Origin of the sequence: Sphingopyxis bauzanensis, assembly GCF_002205675.1 — a bacterium.
Lineage (GTDB): Bacteria > Pseudomonadota > Alphaproteobacteria > Sphingomonadales > Sphingomonadaceae > Sphingopyxis > Sphingopyxis bauzanensis.
Window position 1 is genome coordinate 265,396 of the sequence record NZ_NISK01000002.1, and the last position, 15,560, is coordinate 280,955.

The following is a 15,560-nucleotide window of genomic DNA, read 5'->3' on the forward strand; positions in this document are numbered from 1 at the left end:
ATGGTCGCTTGCCTTGTCAGAAGCTTATCGGCTGGGACCGAAGTATTTGCGAGCGGGGTCGCGGCGAAATCGATAGCGGTCCCTGATCTGCGCGTTGAAAAAGCCCCCCGCCGAAGGGGCGCGGCAAAAGGCTTCAACGACAGGCTCCGGAACGGCGTCGTAAACATACCGTCCGGTCTCGCGAAACGCGATGCAGAGGGTCTGATTGCCAGGGTCATAGCAAAGCTCTTCGATCGTCGACGACGCAGGAAAGCGATGGACGCGCATGCCCGGTCAGCGCGCGAAAGACCGCAGCGTTCCGGAGGCGACAGTGATTTTGCACCGCAGGTCGGCCACCGCCCGCGCCAGGTCACACCGCTGGGCAGCTTCGCGAGGATAGCCAGTGATGGCCACCACTTCGGCGGATGAGCGGCTGCGCGCGATGGCCGCGCATCGTGGGCTCAAGCTGCTCCGGTCGCGCAAGCGCACGCCTGGCGCCGGCGACTATGGCAAGTTCGGCCTGATCGATGCGGCCGGCAAAGCCGTGCTCGGGATCGAGACCGACGGCCTTGCCGCCACCGCCGAGCAAATCGAAGATTATCTGCGCGCGAGCAGCAAGGATGACTGGAAACGCGCGGCCGAGGCGGCGGCCAGAGCAAAATCGCAGCAAACAAAAGCGGCGCGCCGACCGGCGGCCGCAACCAAGCCGGCCCCCGCCGCCAAGCTAGCAGCGACGGGCGATGGCAAAGCGGTCGCACGCGGCAAAGCCGGCGAGCTGAGGCACCACCGGGACGAGCGTCCTGCCCGCGCTCGGCCGGCGCTGCGCATCGTTGCGCCCCCCGAGCCACCCCCTCCTCGCGAGACCGCTCTGAATATTCGCGCCGCCGTGCCGAGCGACGCGGCACCCGTCGCGGCGCTGCTTGGGCAGCTACCGGGCCAGCGTGTCGATCGGGCGCGGACGGCACGCCGCATGCGCGCGATGCAAGACGCCGACGCCGGGCTGTCGGTGGCAGAGCAGGACGGCCTTGTCGGCTGCTGCGCCTGGGCCGTCGTGCCGACGCTGCAGCGCGGACCGGTTGGCAGGCTGACCCTGCTTCTGGTTGATGAACGCCAGCGGCGGCGCGGTATCGGTGCGGCCCTGGTCGCGCATGCGCAGGCGGCACTGGCGAAGGCCGGCTGCACCGAAATCGAGGCAATGAGCGACATTCGCATCGACAACAGCCACAATTTTTTCCGTGCCCTCAACTTCGAGCAGCGAAGCTATCGCTTTGTGCGGAGCATCAAATGATGACGGCGTCGAGCCCGATCGCCGCACCGCGCCGCTATCATGGAAGCGATGTCGCCCGGATGCGACCGGCGCGCCCTGCGCCAGGGCGCGGTCCATGATGAAGCCGCCAGCACCGCGCCGCGCCTTGGCGCAGGGCATGGCATCGTTCAGCCGCGCGACACCTGCCCGCTGGTAAAATCGGAGACGACATGCCTATCACCATCGACCTTCCCTGGGACCAGCTCGCGATCTACGCGGTCGGCGCGGCGCTGATCCTGTTTCTCCTGTTCAAAATTCCTTATGTGGGGCCTGTCCTTCGGACCGGTTTGTCATTTGCCATCCTCGCCGCCCTTATTTTTGTCGTGCTCCAGCAATCGCCTTATGATCCTTCGCTGTCGCGCGTGACTGCGCAGCTCGGCCTCAACCAGCAGCAAGTCGCCGGCGACGAGGTTCGCATTCCGATGAATCGGGACGGGCATTTTTGGGCCACCGCGCGCGTGAACGGGACCGAGCGGCGCATGCTCGTTGACAGCGGCGCGACCGTCACCGCGCTATCGCAGGCAACCGCGGCGGCTGCCGGGGTTGACAGTGATGAAACGCTGGTCCCGTTGCTCATGAAGACCGCGAACGGCACGGTGCAGGCTACGGCCGCGACCATCGATCGGCTGGAAATAGGCAATATTGAAGCGCGCAGGCTCAAGGTTGTGATCGCGCCGGGGCTCGGCGACACCGACATCCTCGGGATGAACTTTCTCTCCGAACTCGCGTCATGGCGGGTCGAGGGACGCACGCTCATTCTTGTTCCCCACCGCCCGGAAGCGACCTCCTAGCGGGAACCACCGCGCGGGCCGGATCATTGTCTTCGAGGGGGCAAAGGAGAATGACATGCCCTCGCTTACCGCCGCCGCCATCAACTGCTCGCTCTCCGCGAGCGGCCGCGAGAGTTCGACCGACGCCATGATCGGGGTGCTCGCCGAGCAATTTGCAATCCAAGACGTCACCGTCAGCGACCCGGTGCGCATCGCCGCCCATCATCTGCGCTGGGGCGTCACGTCGGACGAGGGCGACGGCGACGAATGGCCGCGGATCCGCGAACAAATTCTTGCCGCCGACATCCTGATCTTCGGCACGCCGATCTGGATGGGTCAGCCTTCGAGCGTCGCCAAGCTCGTGCTCGAACGAATGGACGCCTTTCTCAGCGAAACCGACGATGCTGGGCGGATGCCGAGCTATTCCAAGGTCGCGGTCGCCGCGGTCGTCGGCAATGAGGACGGCGCCCATCATGTCTGCAGCCAGATCTTTCAGGCCCTAAACGACGTCGGCTGGACCATTCCGGCGGTGGCTGGTTGCTATTGGGTCGGCGAAGCGATGGGCTCGGTCGATTTCAAGGATCTCGAGCACCGTCCACGTTCCATCAGCAAGACAGCAAAGATGGTGGCGGGCAACGCCGCGCATCTCGCCCGGCTGCTCAAGCAGTCACCCTATCCGGGCTGACCTCGCCCGGGCTGACCTTGCGCGCCGCGGCGCAGCAGCCACGCGAAACTTCTGGCGCAGCCGTGCATTGTTTCAGGGAGCGACGCGAAAGGAGAATGAGCCTTGGCCACCCGACCCAGCCCGGACAGACGCCCGGTCCATCCCGTTCATGGTCTCCTGCTCGCCTTCCCCGTCGCGCTGTTCACCACCGCGCTGCTCTCCGATATCGCCTATCTGAACACGGCAGAGATGCAGTGGAGCAATTTTGCAGCCTGGGCGATTACCGGCGCGCTCCTCGCCGGTGCCCCGCTGTTGCTGTGGGCCGCGCTCGGCCTTTGGCGGCGGCGCCGAGATCCGGCCCGGCGTCATGCGCTTGCCTATTTCCTGCTCCTGCTGGTCATGTGGGGCGCGGGCCTGATCAATGCTTTCAAGCACAGCCAGGACGCATGGAGTTCGGTCGGGACTGCGGGCGTTGCGCTTTCGATCGTCGCGGCCGTCACCGCGCTCGCCGCTGGCTGGCTCGGCTTTAGTGGCGAGAGGATCGCACGATGACCGCGCGCCTGTTCTTTGCCAGCCTGCTGGCTGCGACCATTCTGGCGGCCTGCGGCGGGGGAGAAGACAGCCTCGATCAGACGGGTCCCCGCCCCCAGCTGCCGACCCGCGACCAAACGCTCGTCCCACCAATGAAAATCGCGAAGCCCGCGGGTTGGGAGGGCGAGCAGCCGACGGTTCCCGAGGGGTTTACCATCACAGCCGTCGCAACCGATCTCAAGATCCCGCGCCAGATCCTCGTGCTGCCCAATGGCGATATTCTCGTTGCCGAAGGCGTCGGCGGCAACGCGCCGAAGCTGCGGCCCAAGGATGTGATCGCAGGCTATATCAAGAGCCTTGGCAAAAGCGGCGTCGAGGGCGGTGACCGCATCACGTTGCTGCGCGATGCCGACGGCGACGGCCGGCCTGAGCTGCGCACCACCTTCATCGACGATCTAGACGCGCCTTATGGCCTCGCCCTGGTGGAAGGGCGCCTTTATGTCGCCAATCAGGACGCCCTGCTCCGCTTCGACTATCGCGACGGGCAGACCCGCATCGTGGGCAAGGGTGAAGAAGTCACCAAACTGCCCTCCCAGGTCAACCATCACTGGACCAAGGCGCTTGCGGCGAGCCCTGACGGCGGCAAACTTTATGTCGGCATCGGCTCGAACAGCAATGTCGGCGAACGCGGTCTGAGCCTTGAGGAAAACCGCGCCGTCATCTGGGAGGTCGATGCAGCGACCGGGGCCAGTCGCATCTATGTCTCGGGAATCCGCAACCCCACGGCGCTTGCCTTCGAACCGAGCTCGAACCAGCTCTGGGCGGTGGTCAACGAACGCGACGAACTTGGCGCCGAGCTCGTCCCCGATTATCTGACGGCAGTGCGCGAAGGGGCCTTTTATGGCTGGCCCTACAGCTATTGGGGCCGACATATCGACCCGCGCGTCCAGCCGCAAAAACCCGAGCTCGTGCGGACCGCGGTGACGCCCGATTATGCGCTGGGTTCGCACGTTGCGCCGCTCGGGTTGAGCTTTGCGAGCGGCACCGGTTTCCCAGGCTATGCGCAGGGCGCCTTTATCGGCGAGCATGGCAGCTGGAACCGGCGCAATCTGGTCGGTTACAAGGTAAGTTTCGTCCCCTTTGCCGGTGGCCGACCGACGGGCAAGCCGAAAGATTTCGTGACCGGCTTCATCAAGGATGGGCGCGCCCGCGGTCGTCCCGTTGGCGTCACCTACGATCCGGCCCGCGGCGCGCTGTGGGTCGCCGACGATCTTTCCAACACGGTCTGGCGCGTCACGGCATCGCAATCGGTCGCGCTCGCCTCGCCCGTCGGCAGCCTGTCCGATACCAATTAGTCAGGCTCGTCGGTCGGGCCGGAAATGAACGACGCGCCATATATAGACGAGGAACAGCACGCCGATAATCGCGGTGCTTACTGGTCCCAGATAGCGGTCGACGCCTTCAAAGCGGTCGCCAAGGAGATAGCCCGCGGCCGCGAGCGCGCTCGTCCAAACGCCGGCGCCGAGCGCGGTCAGCACGGCAAAGCGTGGCAGGGGCATCGCGAAAACACCGGCCGGAATCGAAATCAGGGTGCGGAGCCCCGGAATGAGATGCGCCAGTGGCACCGCCCAACCGCGATGACGGCAGAACCATTGCTCGAGCCGGTCAATCTCCACGCTGCTCAAGGTGATCCAGCGGCCATGCCGGTCGGCCCAGCGCCGCAGCCTCTGGTCTCCGATCCGCCGCGCCAAAGCATACCAGAACAGCGCCCCGCCGAGGGTACCCGTCAGCCCTGCGGCGATGACAAGCGCCAGGCGAAATTTGCCCTCGGCGGCGCCGAACCCGGCAAGCGGCATGATGACTTCCGATGGAATCGGCGGAAAGACATTCTCGAGAAACATCAAAAGCAGAATACCGATATAGCCCATGCTCTCGACGAGGTCGGTGATCCAGTCGGTCATGGGGCTGTGACCGGTGCAGCCGGATGGCGCGGTTCGCGCACGATCAAGGCGCCCGAATTGGCGCGTGGCATAGGACAAGCGAAGCGCACCGACCCGCGGCCTCGTCTGTCAAAACGCAGGGTTCGACGGGGCAAAAGCATCGCTCGCTTGCGTTGGACCATGATGCACTCCCTCGGGCTTCCTGTTTTCAACGTCTGCACCGGCGCGAAGTTGCTCGCGCGGGCCGGGAACGAAGGGCCGGCAATCGAGTAGTTACGGCATGGCCAAGGTCCGCCCTCCGACCAAAAACCGCACCGCGCCGCGCCGCCGCCGCGGCGACGACGATATCGCTGGGCCCGGTACTCCGCCTCCCTTCCGGTCGCTGCAGCTGGCCAAACTCGTCGATCAGGTTCCCAGCGGTAACGACTGGCTGCACGAGATGAAATATGATGGGTACCGGCTGCTGCTGGCGATTGGAGGCGGTGAAGCCCGCGCCTATACCCGCTCGGGGCTCGACTGGTCGGACCGTTTTGCGCCGCTGCTGAAAGCGGCTGGCGAACTCAAGCTTGGCTCGGCGTTGATCGACGGCGAAGCGGTCGTCGTCGACGGCGACGGGCGCTCCAACTTCCAGGCGCTGCAAAACGCGCTGAAAGCGGACCCCGGCGCGATCGATTTCTACGCCTTCGACCTGCTCGAACTCGACGGGGAGGATCTGACCGCGCTACCGCTACGGACCCGCAAGACGAAGCTCGAAAAGCTTTTGCCGGAAAAGAATCGGCGTCTGCGATATTCCGATCATATTGCCGGGAATGGCGAGGATTTGCTCAAGCGCTTTTGCAGCGCGGGTCTGGAAGGCGTGATCTCGAAAAAAGCCGATGGAAAATATGTCGGTGCAAGGTCGGGCAGCTGGCTCAAGACCAAGTGCATCCGGCGGCAGGAGTTTGTCGTTGTCGGATGGGTTCCCTCCGACAAGAAGCGTGCCTTCCGCTCGCTCATGCTCGGCGTCCATGAAAAGGGGCAATTGCGATATGCGGGCAAGGTCGGAACCGGCTTCGATGCGGCTGAGCTGGAGCGACTGGCAGCGCTGATGAAGCCACTGGAACAAAAGGCAGCGACGGTCAGCGCGCCGCGCAGCGAGACGCGCGGCGCGCACTGGATCAAACCGGTACTGGTCGCCGAGATCGCCTATGCCGAGATGACGCGGGAGGGTACGCTGCGCCATCCGAGCTACCTCGGGCTGCGCGAAGACAAACGTCCCGGCGCGGTCACGCTCGAAACCGAGGCGGCGGATTTTGCAGCAGGCTCAGCCGCCGCCGTTGCGATCAGCAGCCGTGACCGGGTGATTTACCCCGAGAGCGATATAACGAAGGGCGATCTGGCCGACTATTATGCCGCGGTGGCTGCGATCATGCTCCCTTGGGCCGGTTCACGGCCGATCAGTCTTGTCCGCTGTCCGCAAGGCCGCGCCAAGAAATGCTTTTTTCAAAAACATGATGCCGGCGCATTTGGCGATGCGGTGCAGCAGGTCGCGATCACCGAGAAGGACGGCGATAGCGAGCCCTATCTTTATGTCGACACACCGGAAGGCCTGCTGACCTGCGTGCAGATGGGAACGATCGAATTCCACGGCTGGGGCGCCCGCGTCGAAGATGTCGAGAAGGCCGACCGGCTTGTCTTCGACCTTGATCCCGACGAAGGGCTGGACTTTGAGGCGGTGCGCCGCGCCGCCTGTCAATTTCGCGATATTCTGCAGGATATCGGCCTGGCGAGCTTTCCGATGCTCACCGGCGGCAAGGGCGTCCATGTCATTGCACCGCTGACCCCGCGCGCGGAGTGGCCCGAAGTGAAGGATTTCGCGCGCCGTCTCGCCCAGGCGGTGGCCCAGAATGATCCTGACAATTTCACTGCGGCGCTGTCCAAAGCGCAGCGCAAGGGCCGTATCTTTGTCGATCATCTGCGCAACCAGCGCGGCGCGACTGCCGTTATGCCCTATTCGGCAAGGGCACGGGAACAGGCACCGGTTGCGGCGCCGATCAGCTGGAAAGAAATGGCAACGATCGACAAAGCGTCGCACTTCCATATCGGCGACACGAAGACGCTGCTCAGGCGCGCGCAGTCAAAAGCCCTGGCCGGTTGGGGGCGCGCCAGCCAGGCCTTGCCAGACCTGTGAAGATCGCGACCTTCAATGTAAACGGGGTCAACGGCCGCCTGCCGGTACTGCTCAAATGGCTCGCGCTTGCCGAGCCCGACGTTGTCGTGCTGCAGGAGCTCAAGGCACCGCAGGAAGCGTTCCCGCGCGCCGCGATCGAAAAAGCCGGTTATCAGGCGATCTGGCACGGGCAGAGCCGCTGGAACGGCATCGCGCTGCTCAGCCGGATCGGCGAGATCCAGGAAACGCGCCGCGGCCTTCCGGGTGATCCCGAAGACCGGCAGAGCCGCTACATCGAAGCGGCCGTGGGCGGTATCTTGATCGCCGGGCTGTATCTGCCCAACGGCAATCCCATGCCGGGGCCCAAATTCGACTATAAGCTCGCGTGGATGGCCCGCCTCGCCGCCCATCTCAAAACGCTGATCGATCTAAAGGCACCCGTCGTTGTCGCCGGCGATTTCAACGTCATTCCCACCGAGCGCGATGTTTACAAGCCCGAACGCTGGAAGGACGACGCGCTCTTCTCCCCCGAGGCCCGGGCTGCTTTTGAAAGCCTGCTCGCGCAAGGGTGGACCGACGCCATCCGCCATCTTCATCCTGACGAGCCGATTTACACCTACTGGGACTATTGGCGAAACGCGTTCGCGCGCAACGCCGGCATCCGCATCGATCATCTGTTGCTCAATCCACCCGCCAAAAAGCTGCTCCAGACGGCCGAGGTCGATACCAGGCCGCGCGGCTGGGAGAAAAGCAGCGATCACACCCCGGTGTGCATCGAGCTGAAAGGCCCGCCGGTCAGGAAAAACAAAAAGCCTCCTGACAAGAATTCCCACGCCGCCGGGGGCCAGCACTAGACCGGCGAGAGCGGCGCGCCCGGCACAAAAAAACGCCGCTGGTCTCTCGACTGGCGGCGCTTTTTGATGGCCGTGTTAATCAGGCGTAAGTTACGGCAAACTTCTTGCGGCGATTTGCGGCGCGCATTGTGCCGCCGACGAAGCCGAACCCGATCAGCATCATGGCCCAGGCAGCCGGCTCAGGGACGGCGCTCATGCCCTGGACGTCACCGAATGCGAAATTGTCCACGCCAAGCTGCGCGCTGCTTGAGAACGAGATCGAATTGATGCCCGTCGAGGTGAAGGAGAAGGATGACGGGAAGCCTGAAATTGCGATCGATTCGAGCAGGTTTCCGCCGATCCCGAATGCGCTGGCAGTCCCCGAGGAATTGCTGACATTGGAGAAGCTGAAAGCGTTGGTAATGCCCGCAAAGGTGATCGTGAACGGGTTCGCAAAATTGTTGGACGAAGCGAAGATGCCATTGGCTGGTGCAGGGCAACCGCCACCGCACTGCCGGTAAAAGGCATTTGTAAACGTTGCGCCGAATGCGCTGAAATCATTTCCGATGGCGCCGCCATCAAGGGTTGCAGCCCCTCCCGCGGTCGTTTCGAAATCGATAAATTCCGCTGCAGTAGCAGGGGCAGCGCCGATGCCGGCGAAGATCATAGCGGAGATGAGAAGTCGCTTCTTAAGTGTCATGATGCTAGCCCCTGGTTGCGTTAAACATTTGTACAAACTTAACTTTCCTAAAGCAGCAAATTACCTTGGCTGCAACCGATTGCTGCCGGGGCCGTCAAATTATCGTCCTGTTTTGAGACATTTCGCATTCGCGCAAGCTGTTTCGGCGCGCAGCTTACGAATCGAGCATGCGCCGGCGGGGTTGCCGCCTATGCGGCCTGCAATGGGCTGGGCATCGTAGGTTTGGGCTGATAAAATCGAATCGCCGGGCGCGCGGGGGCCCGATCAACTGCCCTTTTTCTGGGCCCGCGCCGCCTTGACGCCGTCAAGAAACTGCTTTTCGCTGAGCTTTACCGCCAATCCATTTTTCGACAGGAAAAATGCGGCGCGCGGCATGGTGATGTTGCCTTCGTTGGTCGTCAGCAAGGCGCCCTGCGGCGTTACCGATGTGATCTTGCCCAGCACCACCGCCCCGTCGGCGCTCCGCACCGCAGCCCCCGGCTTCAACGCGCCGCCGACGGCTGCCGCATTGGCCTCGGCTTGCCTCAGAACGGAGAGAATTTTTACCTTCGTCGCTTTCAGAGCAGGGCCCTTGGCACCTTGCACAAAGGCCTGCCTCGGCAACCCTAACCCATTGCCGTCAATCGAGACGGCGACCCTGTCTCCCGTCACTTTGGCTATCTTGCCGACCTCTTCGCCATTCACGTCATAAACTGTGGCGCCCGCGACCAGCGAAGACGCGGGCGCCGGCTCCTGCGCCAGCGCCGCCGATCCGGTAAAGGGAGTTGCGCCCGCAAGAAGCAGCGCCGCGATCGGACGTAAAAATTGGTGCATTTGAACGCTCCTGTACCAAGCATTTCCTCGCGTGTAGCATTTTGTGGCCGCATTCCGAATAGGATGGTGTCGGTCGTGCAAGGGACACGGCGAGCCGACGGCCTGCCCATAGGCCGCATTTTACAATGGCCTCGACCAATAACCCGGTCATGGGCACCCGGCATCCCTTACCGGGGACGCTTCGTGCGTCGAGCGTGGATGATACCATCCTCGGCCGCCAGTTTCTGCCAGCGATCGAAACGCGCCAGAGGCAATAAGCCCTCGGCGATCGCGGCGCGGACAGCGCAGCCCGGCTCACCGCCATGCGCGCAGTTCGAAAAACGGCATTGCTGCGCGACGAGGATGAAATCGTCGAAGACCTCGGCTATGCCCTCGGCCGCATCCGATAGCTGCAGCTCGCGCATGCCGGGTGTGTCTAGCAACCAGCCACCCTGCGCCAGACGGTGCATCTCCCTGACGGTCGTCGTGTGGCGCCCGGTGCCGTCGCCAGCGCGGATGGGCTGCGTCGCGATACTGTCCGAACCCCGTAGCGTATTGACCAGCGTTGACTTGCCAACGCCCGAGGAACCGAGCAACGCGACGGTTTTCCCCTTGCCGCACCAGCCAGCGAGCCGGGCGGCGCTTTCGGCATCGCGGCCATTGACGGTTTCAACATCCAGACCGGGCTGGATTGCGCGCGCCGCCGCCGCGAAATCCTCCAAGCGATCGGTCAGGTCGATCTTGGTGAGGACCACGACAGGATCCACGCCCACCTCGCGCGCCAGCACCAGATAGCGTTCCAATCGCGCCACGCTGAAATCCTCGTTGCAGGAGGCGACGATGAACAATGTCTCGACGTTGGCGGCGATCATCTGCTCTTTGCGCGGATCGCCGGGCGCGCGCCGCTTGAACAGGTTCATCCGGCGCAGGACGCGCATGGGCGCGGCCGTATCGCGGTCGATCAGCAGCCAGTCGCCGACAGTCGGATGGTCGTCACCCGGTTCCGCACCCGTTATATAGGGGGTGATGAAGCTCTCAAACCCAGCGCCCGCCACGGCGATCTTGCCGCGATGAACCGCCATGACCCGTACGGGGCGACATTGCCCGACATCGGCTTCGGAGACCTGATCGCTGAAAAACTCGTTCCAGCCGAGTTCTTCCAGGCATTTGTCAGTTGATTGCATAACGCGGCGAAAGCATCCTTCTGCGACCCCAAAGAGAATATGCCGCGTTGGTCGCTGTGCGGACATCGACTATAGCCGACGCTGTCGGGTGATGGCGAGAGGCGACGATTCCTTCTCGTGCGCTTGTCGATCAAAAGCCGGACCTGCCAAAAGCTGTTCGACGTCACCGACGAGCGTGACATTGTCGCACGCATCGGCGGCGATGAGTTTCTGATCATTAAGCGCGACATTGCGGATGTGCGCGATGCCCAGCAGCTGGCGTCGGCCATCCTCGCGGCCTTCGCGCGCGACATGGATATCACCCGCGATCCGATGGCGGTCGGGGTCAGCATCGGCGTGGCGCTATTTCCTGCCGATGCCATCGACGCCGAGACCCTGCGCCACAATGCCGACGTCGCGCTCTACCGCGCGAAGGAACGCGGGCGCGGCATGGCCTGTTTCTTCGACCTGGAAATGGAACGCCTGGTTCGCGAGCGACGCGAGCTCGAGCATGACCTGCGACACGCGATCACGCGCGGCGAGCTCAGCTTGATGTTCCAGCCGCTCGTCGCGACCGCGGGCGGCGCGATCGTCGGCTATGAAGCGTTGCTGCGCTGGGCCCGCCCGACCCGCGGCCCGCTCCTGCCCGACATCTTCGTTCCGATCGCGGAAGATATCGGCGCGATCATCCCGATCGGCGAATGGGTCCTGAAACAAGCGTGCCGCGCGGCGGTCCGCTGGCCGGCGCATGTCAACATCGCGGTCAATGTATTGGCCGTGCAGTTCCAGGTTCCCAACCTGCCCGCGATTGTCGAGGCGGTGCTCGCCGAAACCGGGCTTGCTGCCACCCGTCTCGAACTCGAGGTCACCGAAAGCGTCATGCTGCGCGACCGCGCCTCAGCGCTGGAGGCGCTTCACCGCTTGAAGGCACTGGGCGTCCGGATCGTGATGGACGATTTTGGCACCGGCTATTCGTCGCTGAGCAATCTGCAGGCTTTCCCGTTCGACAAGATCAAGATCGATCGCAGTTTTGCCACATCACCGACGACGCGTCGGCACGCTCGATCATTCGTGCGATTGTCGGCCTCGGTCGCAGCCTCGACTTGCCTGTCGTGGCCGAAGGGGTGGAGACGGAAGCGCAGCGCCTGATGGTGCTCGAAGAAGGATGCCCACAGGCGCAAGGGTTCCTATTTGGGACGCCCGCCGAAGCCGTGGTTGGCGGACCACAATTACGCATCGTTGGCGAGGCGGTGCCGGCGCGGGACGCCGCAGCGTCGCGTTCGCAGCGCGCCTTCAAGCGGCCAAGCGGGGGTTTCGGACTGTAAGCAAAACGGATCCGACTGGATCCGACCCGCAGCGTCGCGCCTTCAATCTAGGTGCGCCGCTCGCTCCCCAGCTCCGCCCGACATCCTGGCCTATCCTTCCGACCGCGATGCCGCGCGCTGCGGCGCAGACAGGAGTCGCTCAACCTAATGGCATATCTGTCGCTGGCACCGCTCCACCGATCGAGAAGCCCTTGCAGCGCGCGCCAGTGTCGGGTCAATATGTCGTTCACCGCCGGTTAGGCGAAAACCGTTTACCCAGCTGCCGAGGAGAAATGTGATGAAGAAATTTCTGGCCGCCGCGCTGCTCGCGGCTCTCGCCCTGCCCTCTGCTTCCGCTTATGCGGACCCCCCGCCTTGGGCGCCCGCGCACGGAAAACGGGCAAAGGAGCGCGCGCTTTATGACCGTGACGGCCGCTATTATGAGCCGCGCCGCCTGTCGCGCGGCGATCGCATCTGGCGCGGCCGCGATGGGCGCTATCACTGCCGCCGTGATAACGGCACCACCGGCCTGATCATCGGCGCAGCGGTCGGCGCGCTCGTTGGGCGCGAACTCGACGGCGGGCGCGACCGAACTGTCGGCACGATCCTCGGTGCGGCTGGTGGCGGCTTGCTTGGCCGGGCAATCGATCGCGGCGAAATCAAGTGCCGCTGACCGCAGCCTGCGGTTAGCTGCGCGAGCGGCTGATCAGAAGCTAAATCTCTTGGCATTTGACGGTCGGACGCTCGGCGCAGCAGCCCTAACTCGCAGAAATAGTTGCGCTGCAACTGCTCGATCGCCGCGTCGCGCGCGGTATCGCCGAACTGGTCGCTCGCTATCTCTATCGCCTAGTTGAGTTCAATGGCCGCAAGACTTTCGCCGGGCGCATCGAGCATCGGCCACTGTAACGGCGCGACCAGCCGGTCGCACACTGCACGCCATTTGGCACTTTTGGGTGCCGGGTCGGCGATAGATTCCTGTCGCCGCTGCGTTAACACGGGCCTGTCGGATCTTCTGCTAGGTTGTTGATCTGGTTAAACGATCCGAGTGCAAGGTTGAACCCATTTTTATTGACCAGCTTTCGGGATCGGACCGCTCGAAGATCGGCAATAGCTCGAGTTGATCGGCCTCAGGCGGCCGGTCGAGCTTGCTGTGATCGCGCAGGGCAGCCGCCCGCAACACCGTCGCCGGGGCAAACCCCGATGCCGCTGCTATCGCGCGGATGCGCCGATGGCCTTCGAATCGACGCGAGCGCAGCGTCGGCATTGGTACGAGCCCCAGGATAGAAAATGGCCCCGCCCATTTCGCTGTCGCTTCTCTTCGAGCGATCTGTTCGGCGAGCGTTTGGTGGCGACGCGAAGCCGGGTGCGGCGTTCCTTGCAGCCGCTGACCAGCCAAGGACCGACTGGCGCCGGCCGGTAAGTCCGATTGTTCGAGCCACATCCTGTGCTAATCATGCCGCGCCCGGGTGGTGACCCGTAATGAGGGGAAGAAGAGTGGTCGGCGAATGGCAAGCTTCGATCGCGCCGCCGCAAATGGCAGATTGGGTGACAATCGCCGCTTGCCTGGTTGCGGCCGCGATGTCGATGCGGGCGGCCGCGCGCGGCACTTCGGCCGCGTTCGAACGCCATTTCTGGCAGTTTGCGGCGGGGCTGCTAGTTCTCCTCGCAATCAACGAACTTCTCGATCTACACACGCTGATAACGATCGCGGGCCGGACGCATGCCAAAGCCTTCGGCTGGTATGGTGCGCATCGCGCAGCGCAATATGCCTTCGTCATCGCGCTATCCGGCGTCGCCGCCATGGCAGGGCTGGCAATACTCTGGCTGACCCGGCGCGCCGATCATGCCGTCCGTCTTGCTGTGGTGGGCTTTGCATTCATCGGCCTTTTCGCGCTCCTGCGCGCGGCGTCATTTCATCACCTTGACGATTTTCTGGGCGGCCGCACCTTCCGAATTGACTGGAGTTCGGTGCCGGAGATGGTCGGCATCGGGATCGTCGCCAGTGCAGCGGCAATCTATCCTCGCACCCCCGACATGGACGCGTCATAGGCTGCCGAGACACTTGGACGCATAGGATCTGCGCTGCATCTACATCTTCGCTACAGCGACGCCAAATCAGGTGGGCAAAACAATAGCCAAAAATGGACGTTCTGCGTGGCCGGTGCGGTTAAAGCCATGGACGAATTGGCGAAAATCAGAGGCAGGAAAGTCGCAGCACCGATCACGCCACGCTGGACAGAGGACAAAAACCGCCTAGCATCTGTCGACGAAGACAAGCGGGAAAGATTGATGCAGTCATCCGGGGGAGCAGGGCCAGCGCCGCTGCAGCATTTGCCTTTGCTCGATGGCTGGCGCGCGCTGAGCATTACGCTCGTGCTTGCCGGTCACCTTGTGCCGATCGGGCCGAGCGGCTGGCAGCTTAACGAGCCGACGGCTGCGACGGGCATGGTGATGTTCTTCACCTTGTCGGGCTTTCTCATCACCCGCTTTCTGATCGAGGACGGCGATATCCGCCGGTTCCTCATCCGGCGGCTTTTGCGGATCGTTCCCCTCGGCTGGCTCGGCATGCTGCTCGCCTTCGTCGTGGCAGGCGGCGCAAATACCGGCGAGATTTTTGGCAATTTGCTGTTCGTAGCCAATCTGCCACCCGCTTCGCTGGTGGCTCCGGGCGCGCATTTCTGGAGCCTTTGCCTCGAAGTTCAATTTTACCTATCGGTCGCCTTGCTGGTGGCGGTTGGCGGCAAACGAGCCCTGCTGATCATCCCGCTCGCCAGCGCTGCGATTACCTGCGCGCGCTTCTACTGGCAGGAGCCGATATCGATCGTAACCTGGTTCCGGGCCGATGAGATCCTCGCCGGGGCAACGCTGGCGCTGATCTATGAAGGCTGGTTCGGTGAGCGGGTCCGCCGCATGGTCGCGCGGCCGAGTATCTTTCTGCTGCTTCCGCTGCTGTTTGCGAGCGCCGATGTGCGGATCGGTTATCTGCCCTATCTGCGGCCCTACATCTGCGCATTGATGATCGGAGCGTCGTTGTACAACGCGCCGGGCTGGCTTCGCACTCTTTGCGAGTGGCGCAGCGTGGTTTATGTCGCTCAGACATCCTACGCCCTCTATGTCTTCCACGGCATTTTTGCGGGCAGCTGGCTCGGCTCGGGCGACACCTTGGTCAAATATGCCAAGCGCCCCTTCCTCCTCGCAGCCACCTTCGCATGCGCCCATCTCTCGACGTTCCATTATGAGCGGCGCTGGAACTCCCTGGGCAGGCGTTTGGCCGGCCGTTCCGCCCGTGCCGATGTCGCCGCCGGGTTGGCGCAAGACGCGGCAATGCCGAAAAATCCACTCGCCTGATCTTCAGGCAAAAAACCTGGTCGTCTAACCCGATCGCTTGCGGTCCGGCGTGGCTACGGCACTGCGATCCCAGGTCCATCC

Annotated in this window: 16 protein-coding genes and 1 pseudogene; 11 read left to right on the forward strand and 6 right to left on the reverse strand. The window is 63.5% G+C overall.

The genetic code is table 11. From position 1 onward, the window contains the following. Positions 1-24: 24 nt before the first annotated feature. Entirely contained in the window at positions 25-267 is a 243-nt protein-coding gene (locus CDQ92_RS07845; protein WP_088440852.1) for a KTSC domain-containing protein, read from the reverse strand. 118 nt (positions 268-385) lie between these two features. Between CDQ92_RS07845 and CDQ92_RS07850 the strand changes: the two genes are divergently transcribed. From CDQ92_RS07850 to CDQ92_RS07870, 5 genes are all read left to right on the forward strand, one after another. After that, a complete protein-coding gene (locus CDQ92_RS07850) occupies positions 386-1,267 on the forward strand; it encodes a GNAT family N-acetyltransferase (protein ID WP_088440853.1) in 882 nt (293 codons plus the stop codon). A gap of 188 nt (positions 1,268-1,455) precedes the next feature. Next, complete coding sequence (locus CDQ92_RS07855) at positions 1,456-2,076, forward strand: retropepsin-like aspartic protease family protein (protein WP_088440854.1); 621 nt, start codon at positions 1,456-1,458, stop codon at positions 2,074-2,076. A gap of 55 nt (positions 2,077-2,131) precedes the next feature. Then, positions 2,132-2,740 carry a flavodoxin family protein gene (locus CDQ92_RS07860; protein WP_088440855.1) on the forward strand — a complete coding sequence of 203 codons (609 nt, stop codon included), beginning with the start codon at positions 2,132-2,134 and terminating at the stop codon, positions 2,738-2,740. A 102-nt stretch (positions 2,741-2,842) separates the two neighbouring features. Then, positions 2,843-3,271, forward strand: a complete 429-nt coding sequence (locus CDQ92_RS07865) for a DUF2231 domain-containing protein (protein WP_088440856.1) — start codon at positions 2,843-2,845, stop codon at positions 3,269-3,271. Then, the gene (locus tag CDQ92_RS07870) at positions 3,268-4,605 is read left to right on the forward strand and encodes a PQQ-dependent sugar dehydrogenase (protein ID WP_088440857.1); all 1,338 of its coding nucleotides are present in this window, start codon (positions 3,268-3,270) and stop codon (positions 4,603-4,605) included. Before CDQ92_RS07865 ends, CDQ92_RS07870 begins: the two co-directional genes overlap by 4 nt. On the opposite strand, the gene CDQ92_RS07875 is transcribed toward CDQ92_RS07870, so the two are convergent. Further along, positions 4,606-5,211 (reverse strand): DedA family protein, encoded by a 606-nt coding sequence (locus CDQ92_RS07875; RefSeq protein ID WP_088440858.1) that lies wholly within the window; start codon positions 5,209-5,211, stop codon positions 4,606-4,608. Positions 5,212-5,470: 259 nt separating this feature from the next. Between CDQ92_RS07875 and ligD the strand changes: the two genes are divergently transcribed. Together ligD and xth are read left to right on the forward strand one after the other, a co-directional pair. Continuing rightward, on the forward strand, positions 5,471-7,360 hold the full coding sequence (gene ligD, locus CDQ92_RS07880) for a DNA ligase D (protein ID WP_088440859.1): 1,890 nt from the start codon (positions 5,471-5,473) through the stop codon (positions 7,358-7,360). Then, positions 7,357-8,193, forward strand: coding sequence for an exodeoxyribonuclease III (gene xth / locus CDQ92_RS07885; protein ID WP_088440860.1), 837 nt, complete (start codon positions 7,357-7,359; stop codon positions 8,191-8,193). Before ligD ends, xth begins: the two co-directional genes overlap by 4 nt. A gap of 79 nt (positions 8,194-8,272) precedes the next feature. Here the strand turns inward: xth and CDQ92_RS07890 are convergent, their stop codons facing one another. The 3 genes from CDQ92_RS07890 to rsgA form a co-directional block, all read right to left on the reverse strand. Further along, on the reverse strand, positions 8,273-8,872 hold the full coding sequence (locus CDQ92_RS07890; RefSeq protein ID WP_144035707.1) for a PEPxxWA-CTERM sorting domain-containing protein: 600 nt from the start codon (positions 8,870-8,872) through the stop codon (positions 8,273-8,275). Positions 8,873-9,136: 264 nt separating this feature from the next. Next, positions 9,137-9,685, reverse strand: coding sequence for a hypothetical protein (locus CDQ92_RS07895; protein WP_088440862.1), 549 nt, complete (start codon positions 9,683-9,685; stop codon positions 9,137-9,139). 167 nt (positions 9,686-9,852) lie between these two features. Then, on the reverse strand, positions 9,853-10,848 hold the full coding sequence (gene rsgA / locus CDQ92_RS07900; RefSeq protein WP_088440863.1) for a ribosome small subunit-dependent GTPase A: 996 nt from the start codon (positions 10,846-10,848) through the stop codon (positions 9,853-9,855). A gap of 117 nt (positions 10,849-10,965) precedes the next feature. On the opposite strand from rsgA, the pseudogene CDQ92_RS07905 reads away from it, so the two are divergent. Further along, positions 10,966-12,152: pseudogene (locus CDQ92_RS07905) on the forward strand (putative bifunctional diguanylate cyclase/phosphodiesterase). A gap of 277 nt (positions 12,153-12,429) precedes the next feature. After that, a complete protein-coding gene (locus CDQ92_RS07910) occupies positions 12,430-12,804 on the forward strand; it encodes a glycine zipper 2TM domain-containing protein (protein ID WP_088440864.1) in 375 nt (124 codons plus the stop codon). Positions 12,805-13,146: 342 nt separating this feature from the next. On the opposite strand, the gene CDQ92_RS21605 is transcribed toward CDQ92_RS07910, so the two are convergent. Further along, positions 13,147-13,395, reverse strand: coding sequence for a hypothetical protein (locus CDQ92_RS21605; RefSeq protein ID WP_088440865.1), 249 nt, complete (start codon positions 13,393-13,395; stop codon positions 13,147-13,149). A 281-nt stretch (positions 13,396-13,676) separates the two neighbouring features. On the opposite strand from CDQ92_RS21605, the gene CDQ92_RS07920 reads away from it, so the two are divergent. After that, complete coding sequence (locus tag CDQ92_RS07920) at positions 13,677-14,180, forward strand: hypothetical protein (protein WP_144035709.1); 504 nt, start codon at positions 13,677-13,679, stop codon at positions 14,178-14,180. A 240-nt stretch (positions 14,181-14,420) separates the two neighbouring features. Next, complete coding sequence (locus CDQ92_RS07925) at positions 14,421-15,479, forward strand: acyltransferase family protein (protein ID WP_158213793.1); 1,059 nt, start codon at positions 14,421-14,423, stop codon at positions 15,477-15,479. Positions 15,480-15,560 lie beyond the last annotated feature (81 nt).